Origin of the sequence: Polyangium spumosum (assembly GCF_009649845.1) — a bacterium.
Lineage (GTDB): Bacteria > Myxococcota_A > Polyangia > Polyangiales > Polyangiaceae > Polyangium > Polyangium spumosum.
Window position 1 is genome coordinate 255181 of record NZ_WJIE01000008.1, and the last position, 19342, is coordinate 274522.

The window sequence follows — 19342 nt, forward strand, 5'->3', positions numbered from 1 at the left end:
CCCGCAGCCACGAGAAGGCCGAAGCCCGAGGAGAAACGAAGATGGTCACGACAGCCCTTTCCCACGAGCGCCCGATGGAGCCCGCGTCGACGAAGAAGCCCTGGGCCGGACGTATCCTCGGCGGCCTCGCCGTCGCGTTTTTGCTCTTCGACGCCGCGATCAAGCTGATGGCGCCGCCGGAGGTGCTCTCGGCGCACGAGACGCTCGGATACTCGCCGGGTTTGGCCCGTCCCCTCGGGACCTTGCTGCTCGTGTGCGTCGTGACCCACATCATCCCGCGCACCTCGTTCCTCGGCGCGGTCTTGTTGACGGGCTATCTCGGCGGCGCCGTGGCGACCCACGTGCGTGTCGACAATCCGCTGTTCAGCCACGTCCTCTTCCCGGTCTACGTCGCGGCATTCATCTGGGGAGGGCTCTACCTCCGGGACGCGCGCCTACGCGAGCTCCTCTCGCCGCGCAGGTAAGCGGAGCGGCTGCAAACGACCATACGTCATCGATCGCCACAACCACTCCATCGGTCCGAAGCGGAAACGCGACAGCCAGGCGTGCGCGAACAGGATCTGCAGCCCGAAGACGCAAAGCGTGATCGGCCATAACCACCACGCGTGCACGCGTCCCGCGAGACCGAGCCCCCAGCCATAAAAAAGGAAAGTGCACACGAGGCTCTGGCCGAGGTACGTCGAGAGGGCCATCCGGCCGACCGGCGCGAGGATCAGGAAGGCGCGGCGCCACGCGGGCCGCCGCATCAAGAGGACCACGGCCGCCGCGTATCCGGCCGTGAGCGACATGGTGCCGACCTCGGCAGGGGCGAGCAGCACGACATAAAGCCATTCCGGCAACTTGACGCCCTGGCGCATGAGGATCTGCCGAACGGGGTGGATCGCGGAGCCGACGAGACCCACGGCGAGGCCCCACGCGAGGAGCTTGCGGAAGAAAGGCAGGCGCGCCTCGGCCTCGTGAACGATCCTCGTCGTGCCGGCCCAGGCGCCGAACAGATACCGCCCGAGGAGCCACGGGAAATACCACGGCGCAAGATTGCCCACGAAGTACAGGGCGTGCTTCGCGTGCATCACGGCGAGCGCGAGGCGGTCGTCTCCGGTGATCGCCGCGTAGACCGCCGCGCGGAACGCAGCGTGATCGGGCGGCGCGGGCGTGAGCGGCCGAAGGGCCGCGGAGACGACGGGAATCGCCGTGACGCACATCGGCACGAGCGCGAGAAAGAGGCCCCAGGCGACGAGCCTCCACCCACGCACACGGCGGAAGAACAGGAGGCCGAGGCCCGCGATCGCATATCCCCAGAGTATGTCGCCCCACCAGAGCAAGAGCACGTGACAGACGCCGATCAGCGCGAGCGAGGCGAGCCTGCGAACGTGCATGGGCACGACGCTGCGCCCCGTCGCCTCGGCGCGCTGGAGCTGCAGGGAGAAGCCCAGGCCGAACAGGAAGGTCAGGAGCGCCATGGCCTTTCCGTTGACGAAGAGGCCGACCAGGAAAAGGAAGATCTTGTCGGCCGTATCGGTCTGCGCGAGGAGGACGTCGCGCGGCATGAACGCGCGGGCGCTGTACCACGGCACGCTGTTGGCGAGGAGCACGCCGTAGAGCGCGAAGCCACGTAACACGTCGAGCGAAACGACGCGCTCCGATGCGCCCGTGGGCGAGAACTCCGTCGTATCCGCGTTCGTCGGGTCGGGGGCGGCCTCGGCGCTCTCCGTCATCGGTGCAGGATACATGTTCGTCTCCGCGACGCACAAGCCGCCCGGCACCATTCAAGCGGAGGGCGCATTAGGTAGCCCTCATGCCCCTCCACCACCTCCTCGGCGCGGCCCTCGCAATCGCCCCGAACGTCGTCTCCTGGCCCATCTCCCCGGTCCTCTCCGAGCTCCTCACCTTTCATCCGGGGTGGATCACGAGGAGCGTGACCACGCACGATCCAGCGGGTGGAAATGCGGATGGATTCCGCCCGGGGGTCGGGACCCTCGGGCAACATCGTGTCCTTTTTCATGCGCGCGGGGAGGGGAGGATCACGCGGATCTGGATGACGGCGCCGAGGCAGGAGCTCGAAAAGGCGGGCCAGGAGCTCTGGATCGTGCTCGACGGTCAGACGGCGTATCGCGGAGAGCCCCGCGATTTCTTCGAGGGACGGGGGCCCTGGAAATCGCCCCTCGTCCTCGGGGTCGACGCGAGCTCCGGCGCATTCACGAGTCATGTGCCGTTCGCGTATTCCCACGAGGCCAGGGTGCTCTACCGGGGCGTCCCTCTTTATCATCAGATCACCTACCGCGAGGGGCCCGGATCCGCCGCCGGCCCGAGCGCCGCGGCGCTCTCCCGGTTCATGAGCGAAGACTGGACCCAGAACCCGCCTGCATGGAGCGCCGGGATTGCGGCGGGCAAAGGGCCCTCCCTGACCGTCGCCACCGGCCCGTCCACGGTCTCCCGGCTCTTCGTGGAGCTGCCGGCCGCGCGGCTCGGGGATCTCCGGGTGCGAATCGGGGATCAGCCCCCCGTCCCGGCGTCCTTCTTTTTTGGGCTCGCCAGCGATGGTGACGCGGTCGACGGCGGGTGGACCTCGTTCCGGAGCGCGCTCCACGCCGCGTGGGAGAACGGCGCCGCTTCCCGGCTCGCGACGCGGCTGCCCATTCCGCTCGCGGAGGGCGAGGCGCTCCGTATCGAAGCTCCGTCCGCGCGCGTGATCCGGGAAATCCGGGCCGCCGTGGATCTCGCGGAGGCCCGAGCCGGGGTGCGGCTCGCCGCGCAATACCGCGATCAAAAGGGCCCCGGGCGCCACACCACGATGCCGATGTTCGAAAGCGACGCCCCCCTGAAATTCGTGGCGCTTTTTTCGCACCTCGAAGACGGACCTCTCGGCGCCCGGCAATACCTCGAGGGCGACGAGATGATCCGGACCGACGGGATGTGCTCCCCGGTGCAACATGGCACGGGCACCGAGGACTACTTCAATGGCGGCTGGTACTTCCACGGGGCCCACGCGAACGCGCTGAGCGGCCAGCACCGCTTCCTCCGCACCGATCCCGAGGAGCGGCGCTCGCGCTTCGAGCATTCCCTCTATCGCCTGCACGTGCCCGATCCCATCGTGAGCCGCTCGGGGATGCGGTTCGGCTTCGAGGCGGGGCCCACGGGCGCGTTCACGCCGCTGCGTGTTCGTTCGCTCGGCCTCGCGTACGAGTTCTCCGGCGTCCGCGTGATCGACGAGCAGAGGGTCCTCGTCCCCACCTTCCGTATCCAGTTCTCGGCCGTCGACGCCGAGCGAGAATCACGCAAGCGCGTCTTCCCGGTCCGGGAGCGCCGCGGCGTCACCCGGATCGACGTGCGTTGCCCGTCCGCGGACGCCCGCGCGGTCTTGCTCGTGCGCACGTATTCCCGGGCGCGCGCGCCGCAGGAGGCGCGGGTGCGGCTCGACGGCCGTGAGGTCGGGCGATTCTTCGAATCGGAGCACAATACGCTCCGCGCGCTCGCCGAGGACGCGCTCTGGATCGATCTCCCGCCCGGGACCTGCGCGCCCGGCGCGCGGCCCGCGCTCGAGATCGACGCGACCGCATCTCCCGCGCCCTTCAGCGAGAGCGGCTACCTCTTGCGGTATTTCACGGGCCCCGGCGCGCCCGAGCTCGCGCAGCGACCCCGCGTGAAGATCCTGGATACGAGCGCCTTGCCCGAAGGCCCGCATTACGTCAACGATCACTCCTTGATCGAGCTCGGAGGTGGCCGATGGCTCCTCACGGGCATCTTCCACAGCGAACCCCAGGGCCCCGACGAGCGCGCGTTCGTCCACGCCCTCGCGCTCGGCCCTGGGCCCGCGCGCTGGCACGAGGCCTCCTCGCCGAGCTTCACGATTTCACCCCAGCGCCTGGCCCTGCACGCGGAGGACGACGAGCCCCGGATCTGGGCCCCCCACGTCGTCCGCGATCACGACGGCAGCCTCGTCATGATGTACCACGTGAGCGCGCGCGGCAGCCAGCGTGGCGGCTTCCGCATCGCGCGCTCCACGGACGGGACGACCTTCATTCGCGCCGGGGGCATTCTCTTCGAGGACGTCTGCCTCGCCCGTGATCCCATGCTCGTGCGATTCGCGGATACCTGGGTCGTTTATTACACGCGTTGCCTCTCGGACGACCACCGCGTGAGCGGCGTCGGATATCGCACGTCGCTCGATCTCGTATCCTGGACCGAGCCGTCGATGGCCTTGACGCTCGGCCGGGACACGATCCGGCACGACAGCGGGTTTACCGAGTCCCCGTTCGTGTTCGAGCGGGGCGGGTGGTTTTACCTGACGGTGACGAGTTATCCCACGTCCTGGGACGCGACGAACGTGTATCGATCACGCTCGCCGTTCTCGTTCCCGAGCGAGCCCGTCGCGCGGCTCTCCGCGCACGCGGCCGAGTGGATCGCCGAGGGGGGTGATTTCAACACGGGGCGGCTCTTCTTCACCCACGTCGGGGGAGGGCAGGGGGGCGTCTGGCTGCAAGAGCTCCTCGGGCTTTGACGGCCCTCACTCCGGCAGCGGGATGAACTCCACCTCGTCGCCCGGCACCTTCGCGAAGCGCCCCTCCCGCCAGTCCGCCTTCGCTCGTTCGATCCGCTCCTTCGAGCTCGAAATGAAGTTCCAGAAGATGTGCCGCTCTCCCTCGAGCCGCGCGCCGCCGACGAGCATCACGTTCGCCCGCTCGGTCGCGCGGATCTCCACGGGCGCGCCCGGACGCAGCACGATCATCGAGCCCTCCGCGAACGCTTTGCCGCTGCATTCGATGCGCCCGTCGATCACGTACACGGCCCGCTCCTCGTGCTCCTCGTCCACGGGCAAACACGCGCCCGCCTCGAGCCGCGCGTGCGCGTAGAGCGTCGGGGAGAGGATACCCGTCGGGGCCTTCGCGCCGTACGCCGTCCCTGCGATGACGTGGATCTCGGCGCCGGGGCGCGTCACGACCGGGATCGTGCTCCGCGGGTGGTGCTCGAAGCGCGGCTCGATCTCCTCGTCCTCCTGCGGCAGCGCGACCCACGTCTGGATCCCGTGCATCCGCCCGCCTCGGGCGCGCACCTCGGGCGACGTGCGCTCCGAGTGCACCACGCCGCGACCCGCGACCATCCAGTTCACGTCCCCCGGCCGGATCGGCTGCTCCGAGCCGAGGCTGTCGCGATGCACGAACTCGCCCTCGAGCAGGTACGTGATCGTCGCGAGCGCGATGTGCGGGTGCGGCCGCACCCCGAGCCCCTCACCCGACGAGAAATCGACCGGGCCCATGTGGTCGAAGAAGATGAACGGCCCCACGAGCCGCCGCATCGGCGACGGCAAGAGGCGCCGCACCGTGAACCCCCCGAGATCCCGCGGGCGCGCTTCGATCACGAGATCGAGCCCGCCGTCTCCACCCTTGCACTCCGGATCCTTGTCGAGATAGCGGCTCATCCGTTTCTCCTCGGCGCCTGCTCCATCGCGGCAGCATACCGCGACGGACCCTCGCCGCGATAGTCGCTCGTCTTCCCGTCGCCGTCGCAGCAGCCGCTCCGCGCATCGGCGGGCAGGGGCAAGGTGACCGTGAACGTCGAGCCGTGATCGGCCCCCGCGCTCTCCGCCTTCACGGTGCCGCCGTGCATCTCCACGAGGTGACGCACGATCGCGAGGCCCAGGCCGAGCCCGCCTTGCGACCTCGAAGCAGAGCTGTCCGCCTGCCGGAATCGATCGAACACGTAAGGCATGAACGTGGGGCTGATCCCTCGGCCCGTGTCCCGCACGATCATGTGGACGACCCCTTCTTCGCGCGTGATCTCCACCCCGACCCGGCCGCCGCGTGGCGTGAATTTGATGGCGTTGGCGACCAGGTTCCACAGGATCTGCCGCAGCCTGTCGGGATCACCGCAGACCCGCACGGACGGGCGCTCGGGCGTGACGTCGAGCTCGATGCCCTTCGCCTCCGCCGCGGGGCGGACCACGTCGAGCACCGACCTCAAGACGTCGCCGAGATCCGTCAGCCGCCGCGCGAGCCCGAGCTTGCCCGTGATGATCCGAGAGACGTCGAGCAGATCGTCGATGATCCGGATCTGCGCCCGGACGTTCCGATGGATGGCGGCGAGCGCCCGGGCGCGCGTCTCCGCGTCACACTCGCGCGTCGAGAGGACCTGGGTCCAGCCCAGGATCGCCGTGAGGGGCGTGCGCAGCTCGTGCGAGACCAGGCTCAGGAACTCGTCCTTCAATCGGTTCGCCGCCTCGGCCTGCCGGTGCGCCTCTTCGGCTTGCCGGCGCGCGGCCTCGGACGCCTTGTAGAGCCTGGCGTTGTCGATCGCGACGGCGGCGAAGCTCGCGACGCCGCCGACGACCCGCTCGTCACGCTCGGTGAATACGCCCGGCTCGGCGTGCCCGAAGAACAGGGCCCCGAGGACCTTCCCGCAGCGCGACACCACGGGGACCGCGAGGTAACTCCGGACCGGCAGATGTCCCTCGGGCATCCCGTGGTACGGCGGGTTTTTTCCGTAGCGGGGATCCTCGAGCACGTCGTCGATACGCAACACCTGCTCGCCCCGCATCGTGGGGCTGAACAGCGGCGTGAGCCGGGGGTGCGGCAAGCGCTCGGTGAGCTCGCGCGGAACGCCGGAGAGGGTGTAACGCGACAGGGGCTCGCCCGACCCGCCCTCGACCGTGAAAAAGAAGGCCCCGAACTGCGCTCGGGTCAGCGCGGTCGCCTCGTCCGTCAGCCGTTGCACGAGCCGGTCGAGGTCGAGCTCGGCCGCGAGCACGGCGCCGATACGCAGGAGCGTCTCGTTGATACGAATCTCCTCGCGTAGCTCGTCCTCGACGTGCCCCATGGACGTCAAACTCCCCCCCGGTTCCCCGGCCGCTCGGTCATTCCCCCTCGGGATCGTCGATCGAACGTAAAGCCGGTCCCGGCGAACGCACACCGCGGCCCGCCCCGCGTCCGGCGAACACGGACGGGGGAAGCGAGCTGGATTCACGGCGGGCTCTCGCCGCGAGCACCCTCCGCCGCCGCGGCGAGCGAGACGAGCAGGCGATCTCCCGTGGTCGTGATGGCCGCGGCGAGGTGCTGCGCGCGGACCTCGGCGCGCTCGAGGTGCCGCTCGAGGACCTCGCGCCGCTCGGGGTGCTTCGTGGCTTGATCGAGCAGCAGCTCGCCGATCGCCTCGTCCGCGAGCAGGCGCGTGAGCCGCTCGGCGTGCAGCATCGCGTAGGAGAAGTCGCGCTTCGGATCCCAGCTCCCGAAGAGGTTCGTCCGCCACGTGCGGGCGGGCGAGCGGATCGCGCCGCCGAGCTTGTCCCCCGCCGTCCGCACGACGAGGTGCCGCTGCGCCGCGTGCGAGAGCACCTGGATACGCGCGAGCTTTCGCTCCAGCGGATCCCGCGCGGAGGCGCTCCGCAGCCGCGCCTCCGCGCCCCGGCGCAGGAAGGCGGCCGGGCGCTTCAGGATGCCGGCGAGCGCGTCCTTCATGGCCATGAGCGACTGGATCTGGCTCGTGCCCTCGTAAATGGGCATCACCGTCGCGTCGCGCAGGATCTTCTCCGCGCCGTAGTCCTTCGTGTAGCCGGCGCCGCCGTGGATCTGGATCGCGCGCCGCGCCATCTCGACCGCCTTCTCCGCGCCGAGGTATTTTACCAGGGGCGTCACGCGCCGCGCCTCGCGCTTGTGCCGCGCGATTTCCCGTTCCATCCGGGCGCGGTCGTCGTCGGCGACGCGCCCGAACTGCAGGCGCATCGATTTCTTCTGCGACAGCTCCTCGTGGACGGCGCCGTGCATCGCGAGCGCGCGGATGCCCTGGATGTCCGTCTGCATCTCGTCGAGGTAGTCGGCGATCATCTCGTGCCGATCGATGCTCTTGCCCATGGAGCGCCGCTCGGCTGCGTAGCCGCGCGCGAGCGCGAGCGCCGCCTCGCAGAGCCCCAGGGTCTCGAAGCCCACGCCGATGCGGGCGTTGTTCATCATCGTGAGCATGTACGGAAACCCCTCGCCGCGTTTTCCCACAAGGTGCGCCGGGGCGCGGTCGAACGAGAGGGCGGCGGTCACGGACGCGTGATGGCCGAGTTTTTCCTCGACACGATCGATCGTCACGATCCGCCTCCGCGTGCCGTCCGGCAGATCCTCGTACGTCGGGACGAGGAACATCGAGAGGCCGCCGAGGCCGGCGAACGGGTCGGATTCGTCCTTCGGCTCCTCCGTCCGCGCGATCACGAAATGGTACTTTCCGTGCCCCGACGTGATGAAGATCTTCTGCCCCGTGACGAACCAGTTTCCTTCGGCGTCCTGCTCGGCGCGTGTCCGGAGCCGCGCCATGTCGCTGCCGGCGTCGGGCTCGGTGATATCCATGCAGCCCCAGGCCGCGCCGCGGGTGATCTCGTCGATGTAGGCGCGGAAGCGTGTCCTCGTGACGCGGCCCGTCTCCGGATCGACCTCGGTCGTGCCCTCGCGCATCGAGAACATCAACATCGCGAGCGCGGTGCCGCCGTGAAAGCCGTGGTGCGCCATCACGGAGACGTCGGCGCGCCCGAACAGCTCGGTGCCGATGAAATACAGGAGCGCCGGCGCGTTCGTCCCGCCGAGCTCGCGCGGCAAGCAGAGGCCGTGGAGCTCCATGCTCTGGATCTTCTCGAAGATCGACACGAGCCGCGGCGGGAACGAGGCCTCGCCGTCCCGGAAGATCACGCCCTCCCGATCGATCTGCGCGGCGTGTGGCGCGATCTCCTCGGCGGCGAAGGTGCCGAGCATGTCGAGGATCTCGCGGTAGAGGTCGCGGGCCTCGTCGAGGCTCTTCGGCCCGCCCTCGCTCCGGAAGTCGTGCTCCGTGATCCGCGCGATGGGCTCCCAGTCGATGAAGCGCTCGACGTAGAAGCGGAGGTCCTCGTTGTCGCTGAAGAAGTTCGCCATCACCCTCGCACCTCGCGCCGGGCGCCTCGCCCGCGGCGGCGGATGATACACCCGGCGCATGCCTCGCGCGTGGCTCTTTACGTTCGGGCCTCCTCCGGTGTCTCATGGGGCTCGAGAACGGAGCACCTCATGATGAACACACGATTGCGAGCGGGCGTGGTCCTCATTCCGATCCTGCTGTGGGCCTGCGGCGGGGGCGGCGCCGCGACGTCCGGCGGCGGCGGCGACGGCGCGGGCGGGGGCGGCGCGAGCGGCGGCATGGGCGGCGGGGCGGACTTGCCTTGCGACGTGGCCGAGATCGTCGCCGAGAATTGCCAGCTCTGCCATTCCTCGCCGCCCAAGTACGGGGCGCCGATGGCCCTCGTGACGGCGGCCGATTTCCAGGCGGGGGCGCAGAGTGATCCTTCGAAGAAGGTCTACGAGCTCGTCGGCGCGCGTATCCACGACGCGGAGAGGCCGATGCCGCCGAAGGGCCTGATCGACGCGTCCTCGCAGGGCGTGCTCGACGGGTGGATCGCGGCCGGCGCGCCCGGAGCGTCGGGGGATTCGTGCTCGGGCACGGGCGGGGGCGGCGGGATGGGCGGCGGGACGCCCCTCTCGTGCACGCCCGACGTCCTGCTCCGGCCGACGACGGCGTGGGCAATGCCGAAGCTCACGGAGGACGCGTACGTGTGCTTCGGCGCCGAGGTCGAGGTGGGATCGAAGCGGCACATCACGGCGATCGCGCCGGCCGTCGATAACGACATCATCGTGCATCACATGCTGCTCTATGAACTCCCGGCGGCGTATGGCTCGACGACGCCCAAGGCGTGCGGCGCGGGCGCCTCGGGCGGCGGGCGGCTCGTGAGCGTGTGGACGCCGGGCCAGGGCCCGCTCGTGCTCCCGGAGGCGGCCGGCCTGCCGATCGAGGGCACGGGCCATTACATGATCCAGATGCACTACTCGAACCTGACGCAGCTCGACGGCCAGAAGGATCAGAGCGGGTTCGACCTGTGCACGACGACGAATTTGCGCGCGAACGACGCGGACATCATGGCGTTTGGCACGACGAAGATCAACATCCCGGCGCACGGCGCGCTCGACGTCACGTGTGATCTCACGGTCCCGGCGTCGTTCCCGAAGGTGAACACGTTCTCCATCGGGCCGCACATGCACAAGCTCGGGACGATCATCTCGGCCGAGCACAAGCCGGTGAGCGGCGCGCCCGTCCCGCTGACGAACCGTGATCCGTGGAGCTTCGACGATCAATACTGGGACGACGTGGTGACCACGATCGGCCCGGGCGACACGATCACGACGCGTTGCGCCTGGCAAAACCCGAGCAATTCGAACGTGACGTTCGGCGAGGACACGTCGAGCGAGATGTGCTTCGTCTTCGCCGCGTATTACCCGCGGGTCGAGCTCGCGAACTGGCACTGGGGGATGCCGGCGCTCGGCTCGGAATGCCAGCCGACGCCGTGATCAGCGCGACTCGTACACCTGCCCCGACGGCAGCTCCACGCACGTCAGATAACCGCCCTTCCCGCAGCGCGTATCGATCCCGATGACGCAGGGGCCGACCCACGCGTCCTCCTTGTCCTCGGGCGTGTACTCCGAGAGCTCGGGCGGGAGGTATTTCGTGGCCGTGTGCCCGAAGATGACGAGCTTGCCCCGGTAGTCGCGGACGAAGTCGTGATCGCGGCACCAGAGCATCGCGAGCCGCCTCTGCGTGGTGGAGGGGTGCTCGTAGCCCTCGGGGCCCTTCGGGAGGGCCGCGTGCACGTAAATCGCGTAATCGTCCTCGTACCAGAACGGGAGCTCGCGCATCCAGGCGACGACGTCCGGCGGGAAAAACGTGCCTTTGAAGAGGGGCTCGACCTCGTCGTCGGCCATGCCCTCGCCCTCGACCGGCGGGGGCCTGCCGAGGAAGGAGCGGAGCGTGGCGAGGCAACCATTCGGCGCGGGGATGACGAATTCGGGCCAGCCGCGATCGACGACGCGCAACCAGCCATCCTCGTGGTTGCCGCGGAGGAGGACGACCTTCGCCGGCGTCCGCGAGGGGAGGGCGCGGAGGAAGGCGACGACGTCGGCGGAGCGAGGGCCCCGATCGAGGTAATCACCGACGAAGACGAGGGTGTCGCCGGCATCGAGCGGAGGGAGGGCGGCGAGGAGGCGGTGGAGGGCGTCGAGGTCGCCGTGGATGTCGCCGATGGCGAAGGTGCGGGAGGGCATGGGAGGGGAGAGCAGCAGGGTTCGGGGCGGGAAGCAAGGGGGGAGGTCACGAAGCTTCAGCGGGGCGCCGCGCCGGCCTTTGGCTGTGCGTCGAGCTTGTCGCGGAGCTCGCGGAGGGATTCGAGCCAAGTTCGGTAGAAGCTCGGGGGCGGCTCCTCCTCGTGCATGGGTGGTCTCCGTTTCGCGCGAACTTTGAGCCATCGCTTTCGCGTGAGCTCCTTCGCCTTGAGCCCTTGCTCGAGGTCCACGAGCAGAGGCTCGAGCACGGCGAGCCCCTCCTCGGGCTTCTGGTTGAAGCCGCAGGACTCCGCATACATGCGTGTCATCCTGCACTGCGCCTCGAAGTCCGAGAAGCCCCGTCGGACGGCCTCGTTCCAGGCGTCGCGGCAGACCTCGAAGGGTTGTTCGGAGCCACAGGCCGCACGGAGGCCATCTTGGACGATATATCGGCGCACTTTGGGCACCAGAGGCTTGTAGCCATCACATGCGCGTGCCCGCGCCACGACGTCCGCCTCGACCTGCCGGTAATCGTCTGCGATCTCGGCGAAGCACCGACCCCGCGATCGTGCAAAGGCCCTGTAAACGGCGCGGCGTGTTTCCCAGATCGCCTCGGAGACCTGGTTGATTTCTTCCCCCTCAGGGCCAAAATCGTACCCTTCGACCATGGCTCGGGTGACTCGTTTCGGGCTCCTCTCGCCCCTTCGCCGGGCTTCGAGCTCGTCCTGGAGACGCCTCGAAGTCTCGAGCTGGTCTTCGTAAAACATGGTGGGCCGTTGCGCCGCCCTGGATCGTTCGATCCATCCCTCGAGCTCCGCGCGTAGCGGCTCGAGCACGGCGAGCCCTTCCTCGGGCTGCTCGTCGAACGCGCAGAAGTCCGCATACATCAAGGAATACATGCACTTCGTGAGGGAACCCGTGAAGCCGATGCGAACGAGATCGTTCCAGGCCTCTCGGCAGACCTCGAAGGTGGGTCCGCTGCGACGCGCCAGCGAAAAAATCGACTCGGCGACGTGTCGCCTCGTTTCGAGCGCGCCCGGCTCGTCGTCCCCCATGCGCGCCACGAACTCAGCTTCGATCGCGCGGTATTCGTCAACGATCTCGACATAGGTCTTGTTGCGATCGAATGAGCGCAACAGGACGGCATTGCTCGCCTTCACGAACTCCGAGAAGAGCCGCCGGGCTCTTTTTTCTTCCGCAGTCATTGACGCTCCGCCGCTGTCGCTAGTTGGGCCAATACTTGCGGGACACGAATACGCCCTTGTCGATTTCGATCTCATCGGGCCACTTTTTCCGGGCTCGACACGCGTTGTGGCACATGTTGCATCTCTTCGACTTCCAATGGTCCCCCCATTCGCTTTGCAACGGCGAACCGAGGCAGGCCGTCCGTCGCGCATCGCATTCATTTTCCCACCTTGCCCTCTTTCGCGCCTCCGCGATCTCCCCCGTGACCTCCACCGCCGCAGCAATCGCGACGGCGACGGGGGCCGCATCGATGACGAGCTCGGCGAGGGCGACAACCACGAGCACGAACGCCGCGGCGTTCCCGACGAGCGCACGCTCGGCCACCGTTTGCCCGTTCGCAGCCGCGGGCGACGCGGAGACGCGCAGCTTGCACAGCCGACGAGCCCGAAGGAGAGGAGAGCTCGCACCCGCGGAGGGAGAGCGCGCATGCCCGAGCGGACCACGCTGCTCGGCTGCATGTCAACGTGGCCTCACGGAAGACCCAGCTGGGTCTTCAGCGTCCGCACGGCCGCATTTCTGGCCTTGGCCATCGAGGGGTACGACAGAAGATCGACCCCGAGGCCGTCATCCACGACCCAGGAGCGGTAGTCAGCCTCTTCCCATTTCCTGCCGCGTCCCCCGCTTTTGCTGCTGGGGACTCGGAACCTGAAGCTCTCGAGCCGGTAGAGCCGGCAGCGGTAGCGGCGAGCTTTTCCGGTCCCGTGCGCCAATACCTCCAATCTGAACAGCAACTCTTCCCCGTCGGCAGCAGGCACCAAAAACTCGAGAACTTCGACGACCTTCGAGGGTTGCATCCTTGGCTCCGTCATCTCTTGATACAACGACACTGACAGTGCCGCGGGTAACAGCCAGCCGGGGTCGACTGCGTAGCACGGCGCTTCGCTTCGGCACACGCGGCAGGCTCGTTGGGTCCGTATGCCGTTCCTGTCACTCGGTCAGGACAAGAGACACTCGAGTTGACCTGCTGCACGTTGCAAGATGCTGTGCATGACCACTTTCCCTTGACTGTCTCCGCAATCTCCCCCGTGACCTCCACCGCCGCAGCAATCGCGACGGCGACGGGGGCCGCATCGATGACGAGCTCGGCGAGGGCGACAACCACGAGCACGAGCGCCGCGGCGTTCCCGACGAGCCCCCGCTCGGCCGCCGTTTGCCCGTTCGCAGCCGCGGGCGACGTGGAGACGCGCAGCTTGCCGAGCAGATCCTCCGGCACCGTCATGCCTCGCAGCGCGATCCGCATGCATATCGCGAGCTCGGGATGCGGCACGCCTGTGCTCTTGACATCCACGACGCGGCCCTCCTCGTCGACCTTCACCGTCGCCTCGAACGTGTAGTAGCCGCCTGCGAGCTCGCCACCGAGCTCGCCGACACATGCGCGCAGGCGCTCCGCGGTGGCGGCGGGGAGGCGCGGGCGATCGTCCGGGAGGTGGCGGATCGTCGCCGAGGAGCAGCCAAGCGGGACGAGCGCCAACGCCGCGCAGCCGAGGAGCCCGGAGGAGAGGAGAGCTCGCACCCGCGGCGAGAGCGCGCGCATACCCGAACGGACCACGCTGCTCGGCTGCATGTCAACGTGGCCGGCGCGTGGCGGGGCGCCGATCGAGCGACATCACCCGCCGACGACCCGCGATCGTACGTACGAACCACCCCGCTCACCGGCCCCCGCCTTCGCTCCGTCCACCCGATCGAGCCTCGTCGGCAGCCGGCGCACGCCACCCGCGCGCACGAACGAACCCCCTCGGCCGCCGATGCCCCTCGTCCGCGCCTACGTGACACCCCGCTCGGCCGCCGCCGACACCTGTTGGCGTGTCGCCTCTCCCTGCGACGGCCGCCGACGCCACCTGTCCACACGCCCGATCCACCCCCGTCGGCCGCCGCCGCCCCCCGATCCCGCTCGCGACCTCTCCACGCCCGGGACGATTCCCCTTGATCGTGGTCCCGATCGCCGAGTACCGTCACCCTCGACCCTTGTTTCGGACATCCCCGACGGAAAGGAAGGCCCGCAGACGATGCCCGCACCCCGCACATACACCTCGCGCACGGCACTTGCCCTGATCGGGAGCGATCTGAGTTACACGGCGAGCCGCTTCCTCGCGCATGAGGAGTGCACGGAGCTCGCCCCCACGTTCGTCGCGCTTCGTGAAAAATGTCGAATGATCCAGGCGCACGAGCAACAGCTCCGTGATGCCATCGTCGACGCCCAGGCCCTCGTCGATCATGCGAACGATGGGCTCGATGATTTCGTCAAGGATTTCGCCTCGACCCTCGACAAGCTGGTCGGCGACGATCGCAATCACCCGCTCTTCAAGCATTACTTCGGCGGAAAGACGCCCTCGGACTTCGCGAAGCCCGTGCTCGGCAAGCAGCTCGAGGCCATGGCCGCGTGGGTCTCGTCGCTGCAAAAGAGCGAACACGCGGCGCTGAACACGCTCGCGCCCGAGCTCGCGGCCCTGATCGAGAAGGGCGAGACGGCGAAGAAGGCGAAGGAGAACGCCGAGCTCGCGCGGGACCAGTTCCGCGACGTGGGAGAGCGTCACGCATTCGTCGAGGAAGTGAATGCCCGACGAAAAGAGTCGTTCGGCGTGCTCGCGAAGATGCCACACGAGAAGCCGGGATTGCCGGCGAACTTCGCGGATCGATTCTTCCGGCGCGAGGCGCGGCCCGTGAAGGACGAGGACGACGCGCCGGCCACGATCGAGGCCGTGGACGAGGCCATCACGGCGCTCGAAGCGGAGATCGAGGCGCTGCGCGAGAAACGCGCGGAGCTCGTGGCCGCAGCCGAGAAGGCGGCGAAGCTGCAGGTGAAGGCCGCGGAGGAGGAGCTCGCCGCGCTGGCGAAGAAGAAGGCGGCCGTGGAGGCCGAAGAGGCGGCCGTCAGGGCGAAGATCGATGCGCTGAAGGGATGAACGGCCTACTCGAGCCGAAGTACGAACGGATCCCCTGGCCCCGTGCTCGCGATGGTCGACCCACCCGCGTGGAGCGTGCCCTCGAATTGGCCAATGACCATCCGTCTCCCGCTTCCATCGTAGGCGATGCCGGTTGCGTGCTGGGCCTCCTCATCGCCGAAGCTTCCCACGCTCACGGCTCTCCCGGAGGCATCGAGCTCGAGCACGAGCAAGTCCGCCTTGCCCTTGCTATTCAAGGTCTGGTCCCCGACCGCGACGCGTCCCGTGAAATCGCCGACCACCGCGACGCTTCCACCGGTACCAACGGCGATCCCTCGAGCCACCGTCCTCTGCGTTTCGCCGAACGCGCGTGCCCAAACGACGTTTCCGGTCGAATCGAGCTTCAGGACGAACAAGCTCGCTTCGGCCTCCGTCGTGAGCGTCACGTCGCCCAGCATCAGGCTGCCCGAGAAGCTACCCGCCACGAGGCTGTTTCCCTCGTCGTCGATGGCCACGCCCGCGGCCTCCGTGCGCCCGGTGCCGCTATACACGAAGGCCCAGGGCACGTTCCCCTCGGCCTCGAAGCGCGCGACGAACACGCTGCGCAGTCCATCGCCGACGAGTTGCGTGTACCCCGATACGTTCAGCGGGCCTTCGAAATCGCCCACCACGCAGGAGCTTCCATCCGCAGCAGCGGCCATCGCCGCGGTCTGCTGCTCCGAGCTCCCACCAAACACGGCGGACCAGCGAGCCTTCCCTGTCGAATCGAGGGCCGCGAGAAACACGTCGTAACCGCCCGCGCTCTCGTGCAGCTCCTTGTCGAGCGCGATTTCACCCGAGTAAATCCCGGCAACGAGGAGCTCTCCGGGCTTTCCGGGGCTGATGCTCGTGACGGCCTGATAACCGATGCCTCCGAATCGTCGCGCGTCGATCGTCTCGCCGCTCGCTGAGCTTTTCACCAGGAAGGCATCACGCCCGTTTTCGCTCGTCAGGATGTGCTCCTCGACGGGGAGCACGCCGGACATCTCTCCCGCGATGAGCATCGTCCCGTCCTCCGCGACGGCCACGGCCAGCGCCGCCTGCGGATCTGGCGCCCCCACGTGCCATGCGAGCGTGAGCGCACCCTCGTCGGGGTCGAGCCGCAGCACGAAGGGATCGTGCGCGCCCATCGATGGGATGGTCGTCTCTCCGAGCGTGATCGAGCCATCGAAGTACCCCGCCAGAAGAGCTCCACCCTCTGGATCCGGAGCGATCGACGTGAACGACCGAGAGCCCGTGCCCGCCACCGTCGCAAGCACCCCCTCCGTGGTCGAGGCGACGCGACCATCCAATGCCTGAATGATGGGCGGATCGAAGAGCTCGGGAGCGCAGGCGGCCATCGATAGGGACAGCACGAGCGACAGGACCGAATGGGCGCTTCGTTTCGTCGACTTCAACGGAATCTCCTCGTTCAGAACGATCCGTGGACGAGCATCCCCCCCTCACCGGGGCCAGCCCAGGGGGCGACGCGGATGGCCGTGGCGGCACGGGGGGCATCCTGTCGTGTACCCATGATTCCGGCGAGGAACACACCGATTCCGACGACACCGACGCTTCCGAAGCCGGCCATCAGGGCGACGTTCCGGTTCCATCGGTTTGTGTAGTCGCTCGCGAGACCAGGCCGCGCGCAGCTTTGGTCCGGGCAATCGGCGGCTGCCGCTTCACGTGTATCCGCGTACTGGTAGGCGAACGCAGCACCTACCACCAGCGCCCCCGCGCCCAGGCCACCTGCGACCCACGCCCAGGTCGGCGTACCGTGGCTCGGCGTTGCCATCTCGGGTCTCTGCGGTCGAGAGGGTGCGTGGGGGGGCGACGTCACGGGAGATGGTTTCGTCTCCACGGGCGGCGTCGCCTTCTCCGGGGCTGGAATCACCGGGGGCGCCTCCACCGCGGGTTTCTTCGGAACGAGCTCGATCGCGACCGAATGCGCGCCGCGGGCCTGCACCTCGACCTCGCGGGCGTCCGTCACGAATCCCGTCGCCGACCCCTCGATCCTGTGTTTTCCAGGCAGGATCCATCGGGGCTTGCCGATCTGCTCTCGCGGCACGGGCGCGCCATCGAGGCGCAGAACAAAAGCGGGCAACACGAGCTGCGACGAGGGCACCTCGAGCGTCAGCCTTCCGACCTTCAACTCCAGCGCCGACAGGTTCTTCTGCGCCATCTGGGCGCGGTCCTTCACGTTGTCTTTGTCTTTGGGCGTCGTGGCCTTTGCTTCGAGCTCGGGCGCGTCGGCGACGATTGCCTCGTACACCTCGATCGCCTGTACGACGTCTCCCCGATCGCGGTAACAATGCCCCAGCGCGACGCGCGCGCCGAGCCCCGGCTTGATCCGGACGACTTGCTCGAACTTGGGGCATGCGGTCGCGTAATTCCCTGCGTCGTAGGCCTCGAGGGCCTCCATGAACAAAACGTCGACCGAAACAGCCTGGGCATGCGTGTTGCTCGACTGCGCCGCGTACGCGAAGAACAGAGCCACGGAAGCGAGTGATGAAGCGTGAAGGCGGATGGATGACATCGAAGTACCCTCAATCAATCGAGCGAGGCACGTCACTCTTCTTGCTCAATGGGGCCGTCGGCGATGGCGCAGCCGCAGGCGCGGCAGGGACGCCTCGGGACGGCGCCTTCATGCTGGCAGGTCGAGCCTCCTTTGCCGGGCCGGAGGGCGGCGCGGTTGTCTTGGGCGTCGGGGATGACGGTGCGGAGGCTTGTTTCACGATCGTGGGCGCCGGAGCCGGCGGGGCCGCCGTGGGTTGCGCAGTGCTGGACACGGCCTCCGCGGGCGGATCGTGGGCCTCTTGGGGCTGCATTGGAACCGGAGGCGCCGCTTCTTCCACAGCCGCCGCGGCCGAGGTCGACGGGTGCGCCTGCGGTGGTGGTTTGTCCGCTCGCAACAGCCACGACCCCGCCGCCCCGGCGAGGGTGAGCAGCGTAATGCCACCGATAGCGAACACGCGTCTAGAGGAACCCTGGAGCTTGTGAGACGTGACCGAAAAGGAAATACTCCCGGGTAGCACGGTGGAAGGCTCGGCCGGCGGCTCCGGGGCGTTCACCACCATGGCCGCCGCGACAGCCTTGGACGTCGTGGCGGACATGGGCAATGTCCTTGTCATGTCGCTGTCGGGGCCCGTCGACGCGGGCTCGGCAGCCATAGGTCTTGCGACAACCGTCGCCTCCACGCTGGGCTTTGGCTTTCCGGGGGCCAGCGCCGTGCCAAGCGCAGCAACGGCCGCAGTTGCCCGCTCGAAGCGCTCCGATGGCGCGTTGGCCGTCGCCTGCCGGAACCAATCGTCGAATGCTGGCGGGAGCTCCACGGCATTGCGACGTGCAGCGCGCTTGCTCGGGATCTCCTCGATCCCTTCGATCACGCGCTGCATGAAGGGAAAGATCTCGAGCACGCGAGATTCCTCGGCCCAGTAAGGCTCGCCGACGAGCAGCGCATAGGCGATGTGGCCAAGCGCGTAAATATCGGTCGCCGGCCCGACCGATGCTTTGCCGAGGATCTGCTCGGGGGCCATGTACATCGGCGTGCCCATGGGCTTGGTCACCTGGGACTGCGTCGTCCCGGCGACGACCTTGGCGATACCGAAGTCGAGGATCTTCACACACGGCGAACCGTCGTCGCGCTGCGCGACAAACAGGTTTCCGGGCTTGAGGTCGCGATGGACGATGCCCGCTGCGTGCGTCTTGTCGAGGGCGAGCGCCGTCTGCCGGAGGTAGAGGATTGCCTCTTCGGCTGGGAGCGTGCGTCGTTGCTTCAGGAGTCGCCCGAGCTCTTCGCCGTGGAGAAGTTCCATGACGAGGAAGGGCATTCCCGTGGGGGGGTCGAAGCCAGCGTCGAGGACCCGCACGAGGTGATCACTCACGATATCGCCGGTGATACGCGCTTCCTGGGCGAACCGGGCTCGCAGGTCGTCGTTCTCGACGACGCCGGGAAGCATGACCTTGAGCGCACAACGGCTGTTCGTTTTTACGTCGCGAACCTCGTGCACGGCGCCCATCGCGCCCGCCCCCAGCCCGCGGAGCACGAGGTAACGCCCGTGGAAGAGGGTGTCGATGGGGAGGAGTGCGAGGTTATGCAGTTGCATCGAC

The 19342-nt window shown here is 68.2% G+C and carries 16 protein-coding genes; 4 read left to right on the top strand and 12 right to left on the bottom strand.

Translation table 11 applies throughout. The features are described 5' to 3' along the window. Nucleotides 1-41 precede the first annotated feature (41 nt). Complete coding sequence (locus GF068_RS27595) at nucleotides 42-464, top strand: DoxX family protein (protein WP_153822460.1); 423 nt, start codon at nucleotides 42-44, stop codon at nucleotides 462-464. On the opposite strand, the gene GF068_RS27600 is transcribed toward GF068_RS27595, so the two are convergent. After that, the gene (locus tag GF068_RS27600) at nucleotides 435-1715 is read right to left on the bottom strand and encodes a DUF418 domain-containing protein (RefSeq protein ID WP_170319713.1); all 1281 of its coding nucleotides are present in this window, start codon (nucleotides 1713-1715) and stop codon (nucleotides 435-437) included. The genes GF068_RS27595 and GF068_RS27600 overlap by 30 nt on opposite strands. A gap of 80 nt (nucleotides 1716-1795) precedes the next feature. Here GF068_RS27600 and GF068_RS27605 point away from each other — a divergent pair, with 80 nt between their 5' ends. After that, entirely contained in the window at nucleotides 1796-4498 is a 2703-nt protein-coding gene (locus GF068_RS27605; protein ID WP_153822462.1) for a DUF2961 domain-containing protein, read from the top strand. Between the two features lie 6 nt (nucleotides 4499-4504). Here the strand turns inward: GF068_RS27605 and GF068_RS27610 are convergent, their stop codons facing one another. The 3 genes from GF068_RS27610 to GF068_RS27620 all read right to left on the bottom strand — a co-directional run bounded on the left by GF068_RS27610 (nucleotide 4505) and on the right by GF068_RS27620 (nucleotide 8879). Next, nucleotides 4505-5416: a pirin family protein gene (locus tag GF068_RS27610; protein ID WP_153822463.1), complete on the bottom strand. Its 912-nt coding sequence runs from the start codon at nucleotides 5414-5416 to the stop codon at nucleotides 4505-4507. Next, a complete protein-coding gene (locus tag GF068_RS27615) occupies nucleotides 5413-6810 on the bottom strand; it encodes a GAF domain-containing sensor histidine kinase (protein WP_153822464.1) in 1398 nt (465 codons plus the stop codon). The genes GF068_RS27610 and GF068_RS27615 overlap by 4 nt, the downstream gene beginning before the upstream one ends. A 143-nt stretch (nucleotides 6811-6953) precedes the next feature. After that, on the bottom strand, nucleotides 6954-8879 hold the full coding sequence (locus GF068_RS27620) for an acyl-CoA dehydrogenase family protein (RefSeq protein ID WP_170319714.1): 1926 nt from the start codon (nucleotides 8877-8879) through the stop codon (nucleotides 6954-6956). 129 nt (nucleotides 8880-9008) lie between these two features. On the opposite strand from GF068_RS27620, the gene GF068_RS27625 reads away from it, so the two are divergent. Continuing rightward, nucleotides 9009-10340, top strand: a complete 1332-nt coding sequence (locus GF068_RS27625) for a monooxygenase (RefSeq protein ID WP_153822466.1) — start codon at nucleotides 9009-9011, stop codon at nucleotides 10338-10340. On the opposite strand, the gene GF068_RS27630 is transcribed toward GF068_RS27625, so the two are convergent. From GF068_RS27630 to GF068_RS27645, 5 genes are all read right to left on the bottom strand, one after another. Continuing rightward, entirely contained in the window at nucleotides 10341-11090 is a 750-nt protein-coding gene (locus GF068_RS27630) for a metallophosphoesterase family protein (RefSeq protein WP_170319715.1), read from the bottom strand. Between the two features lie 56 nt (nucleotides 11091-11146). Next, the gene (locus GF068_RS43745) at nucleotides 11147-12367 is read right to left on the bottom strand and encodes a hypothetical protein (protein ID WP_170319716.1); all 1221 of its coding nucleotides are present in this window, start codon (nucleotides 12365-12367) and stop codon (nucleotides 11147-11149) included. Next, nucleotides 12312-12656, bottom strand: a complete 345-nt coding sequence (locus GF068_RS27635; RefSeq protein WP_153822468.1) for a hypothetical protein — start codon at nucleotides 12654-12656, stop codon at nucleotides 12312-12314. Before GF068_RS27635 ends, GF068_RS43745 begins: the two co-directional genes overlap by 56 nt. Nucleotides 12657-12802: 146 nt before the next feature. Continuing rightward, a complete protein-coding gene (locus GF068_RS27640) occupies nucleotides 12803-13126 on the bottom strand; it encodes a hypothetical protein (RefSeq protein ID WP_153822469.1) in 324 nt (107 codons plus the stop codon). Between the two features lie 11 nt (nucleotides 13127-13137). After that, nucleotides 13138-13896 (bottom strand): hypothetical protein, encoded by a 759-nt coding sequence (locus GF068_RS27645; RefSeq protein WP_153822470.1) that lies wholly within the window; start codon nucleotides 13894-13896, stop codon nucleotides 13138-13140. 442 nt (nucleotides 13897-14338) lie between these two features. Here GF068_RS27645 and GF068_RS27650 point away from each other — a divergent pair, with 442 nt between their 5' ends. Further along, entirely contained in the window at nucleotides 14339-15235 is an 897-nt protein-coding gene (locus GF068_RS27650) for a hypothetical protein (protein WP_153822471.1), read from the top strand. Between the two features lie 5 nt (nucleotides 15236-15240). Here GF068_RS27650 and GF068_RS27655 read toward each other — a convergent pair whose 3' ends face one another. From GF068_RS27655 to GF068_RS27665, 3 genes are read right to left on the bottom strand one after another with little or no spacing between them, the layout of a single operon-like run. Beyond that, a complete protein-coding gene (locus GF068_RS27655; RefSeq protein WP_153822472.1) occupies nucleotides 15241-16650 on the bottom strand; it encodes an NHL repeat-containing protein in 1410 nt (469 codons plus the stop codon). 14 nt (nucleotides 16651-16664) lie between these two features. Further along, a complete protein-coding gene (locus tag GF068_RS27660; protein ID WP_153822473.1) occupies nucleotides 16665-17729 on the bottom strand; it encodes a hypothetical protein in 1065 nt (354 codons plus the stop codon). A 49-nt stretch (nucleotides 17730-17778) separates the two neighbouring features. Continuing rightward, on the bottom strand, nucleotides 17779-19338 hold the full coding sequence (locus GF068_RS27665) for a serine/threonine-protein kinase (protein ID WP_275939254.1): 1560 nt from the start codon (nucleotides 19336-19338) through the stop codon (nucleotides 17779-17781). Nucleotides 19339-19342: the final 4 nt, after the last annotated feature.